Origin of the sequence: Thermogemmatispora sp. (assembly GCF_019683755.1) — a bacterium.
GTDB lineage: Bacteria > Chloroflexota > Ktedonobacteria > Ktedonobacterales > Ktedonobacteraceae > Thermogemmatispora.
In genome coordinates, this window is record NZ_JADGHT010000457.1 from 1 (window position 1) to 3,045 (window position 3,045).

The following is a 3,045-nucleotide window of genomic DNA, read 5'->3' on the forward strand; positions in this document are numbered from 1 at the left end:
CCACTAGGATGGGTCACTTACGCCTTGATCGGCTGTGTGCTTGTCTTCTTGCTTTCGTTCTTTGACATCAAGTGGTCCACTTGGTGGCTGGCTCCCTTCCTGGTACTTGAAATTGGGAGTCTGGTCCTGCTTGATCTGATGATCACTCTCCACGGCGGAGCCGCAGGCCATGACCTGCTCCATACTTTCACCCCCGCTGGCTCTGATCTCAAGGGGGTGGCGCCCGGCGGTGTGCTAGGCATTGGAGTGGCTATGGCACTCGGTATCTGGTCCTGGATTGGCTTCGAGTCCGGAGCTGTCTACGGTGAGGAGTCGCGCAATCCACGCCGCGCTGTGCCAATGGCCATCTTCTCAGTGATCGTGATCATGGCTCTGCTCTACATCTGGACTACCTATAGCGCCGTTATCGGCCTCGGCTGGCAGCACGCCGGCGATACGCTGGGCAACATCGCAATTGCCCCTAAGCCTTACTACGATCTGGCTGATCGCTACGTTGGCGGCTGGCTCAAGGTGCTGATGATTATCGCCGTGACCACCAGTGGCTTTGCCGCCTGTCTGGCGTTCCATAACGGTATGGTGCGTTACTTCTATGCAATGGGCCGCGAGGGCATTCTGCCGCGCGTTTTCGGGCGTACGCATCCGCGCTGGAAGAGTCCCTATTATGCTATCATGGCCCAGAGCCTGTTCACGATTCTGGTCATTATCTTTCTGGCTTTCATCATCCAGAAGAACAACCCCGATGGCAGTGTAAGCTACGCGCTGGGAATTGCCGATGGCAAGGTCTATACGCAGACCAGTGGCATTACTAGCTATGCCTGGTTGGCGACAATCGGAACGATTAGCTTTCTCGTGGTGTATATTCTGGTAAACCTCTCGCTGCCGGCCTTCGCGCTGCGCTTTGACCGCCGGAGCTTTAATCCGCTGCTCCACTTGATCGCGCCGATTGTGAGCTGCCTTTTCTTGCTCATTCCCCTGGTCTCCTTCATTATGCCACCGCTGCCGGTCATCGGCGACTACTTCACGCGTCTGGGCTTCTTCCCGACGCCGTTCCCGCTAAATATTCTGCCGCTCTTCGTCATCGGCTGGCTGATCGTGGGACTGATCTACGCCTTCTATCTGGCGAAGCGCCACCCTGAGCGCTACGAATTTCTGGGTCGCATTTTGCGTGCTGAGTCATAGTCTCCCTCAGCAGGCGTAGATCTGCCCGCCCTGGCTATTAGAGCCGAGCGAACATGAGGAGATAGAGAAGAGAGAGGGACTGAAGCCGTTGGTTGCTTTGCTCAAGCAGCCCCTGGCTTCAGTCCCTCTTCTCGGTGTCTGGGGCCAGTGCAGTCAAGCAGAGAGGTGAGTAAGCAAGCAGATCTCTAGCGCTCAGAGAGGAGCTGCTCCACCCCCCGCCACTCAGGCCCGCTTGAGAGCTTTAGAAGTCAGCCAGATACTCCTGCTCTTCCCATTCTAGTTCGGCTGCCTGCAGACGCTGGCGCACATAGTCGCTCCGGCGCGCCAGCTCTTGACGCTTGGCTTTAATGAAGATCTCAGTGAACTGCATGCCCAGTAAATTGCGCAGAGCCGTATCGGCCTCTAGATGCTCCAGTGCTTCCTCCAGCGTGGCTGGCAATGGAGCAAAGGCCTCATGCTCTTCCGCCGGCCCTTCCGCTAGAGCGGGTGGTAGCGCCTCCTCTTCGAGGCCGAGCAAGCCAGCGGCAATAGTAGCAGCCAGCGCCAGATAGGGATTGCTCATGCTCGAGGGGGCGCGGTTCTCGATATGAGTGCCGGCATCGCGGGTATTCTTGACGCGTACCAGGGCCGTGCGATCGTCCAGCCCCCAACTGAGATTAACCGGCGCAAAGGAATGGTGTAAAAAGCGACGGTAGCAGTTTGGGGTTGGGGCAAGCAGGGCCAGTGCGCCTGGCATGTGCTTGATCAGGCCGCCGATGAAATGGTAGGCCAGGGACGAGAGGCCATGCTGATTGCTCGTGTCAAGAAAGGCATTGTGCCCGTTGGCATCACGCAGGCTGAGATGGATATGCGCCCCCGAAGAGGATTGGTCGAGGAAGGGACGCGTCATAAAGGTAGCATGATAACCCAGCCGACGGGCAATCATCTTGACCCCGTTTTTGAAGGTATAACCATAGTCGCCGGCAGTTAGTGCATCCTCAGCATCGTAGGTAATCTCATACTGTCCTGGACCATACTCGCAATTGCAGGTCAGCATTTGCAAGCCCAACTCGGGTAACTGATCCATAATCTGCAAAGGCACCGGGCAGGCGACATTGCGCTGAGTATGGAAAATATGCAGCCGATCAAAAACAGGCTCTTTGCTTAGAAGATCCTGCAGCAAATAAAACTCGTACTCGATCGCCGTATGGGCACGATAACCCAGCGCTGCCAGGCGCTCCAGGACGCGGCGCAAGACATAGCGCGGAGCCGATTCCACAGGTGAGCCATCTGGCCAGAAGGCATCACAGATCACACGGGCGCTGGCATCCAGCCAGGGCACAACTGCTGCAGTAGTGAGATCGGGACGCAGGACCGCATCGCCATAGTTGCGCTCTTCGCTTTGATAGGTGCCGGGCACCAGATTGGTGCCTGAGTCGACTGTCGTCATGACCCCAATCATGCGTAACCCATCGCGGGCGAACTGCTCCCAGCGGCTCAGAGGCACAATTTTCGAGCGTGCCATACCATGCATGTCGGGCAGCTCGAAGACTACATGACGAATGCCCCGCTCCTGCCAGCCCCTGCTTAGTTCCTCAATAGTTGCCAGGTCGGAAATAGGCATTGCTGACATTAGATCCTCCCAACGCGATTCTCGGAGGCTCCTCGATAGAACAGGCGACTTGCTTACAGTCAGCCGTCTGCCTCTCAGGACAAACTTTATTATTACTGATCCATCTGACATTGACAATGTCTAACCCGCTAAGCGGCCATTTTGGAGGGGCCTGCCCTGGTTCTCTCTGCCAGGTTCGGCCCGGCGAGCCTGACCTGTTTTACATTATTTATTCTATATATCTAATTAAGAAGCAAAAGCCCTATCCCTTGGAC

Annotated in this window: 2 protein-coding genes; one reads left to right on the forward strand and one right to left on the reverse strand. The window is 56.4% G+C overall.

Annotation, left to right across the window (positions count from 1 at the left end):
* A partial coding sequence (locus tag IRZ24_RS18700) for an APC family permease (RefSeq protein ID WP_297167748.1) occupies positions 1–1,179 on the forward strand: 1,179 nt, incomplete at its 5' end.
* Between the two features lie 241 nt (positions 1,180–1,420).
* On the opposite strand, the gene IRZ24_RS18705 is transcribed toward IRZ24_RS18700, so the two are convergent.
* On the reverse strand, positions 1,421–2,782 hold the full coding sequence (locus tag IRZ24_RS18705) for a glutamine synthetase family protein (protein ID WP_297167751.1): 1,362 nt from the start codon (positions 2,780–2,782) through the stop codon (positions 1,421–1,423).
* Between the last annotated feature and the right edge of the window lie 263 nt (positions 2,783–3,045).

Coding starts and splice junctions, on each gene's coding strand:
- IRZ24_RS18705 (WP_297167751.1), bottom strand. CDS start 2,782: ATGCCTATTTCCGACCTGGCAACTATTGAGGAACTAAGCAGGGGCTGG.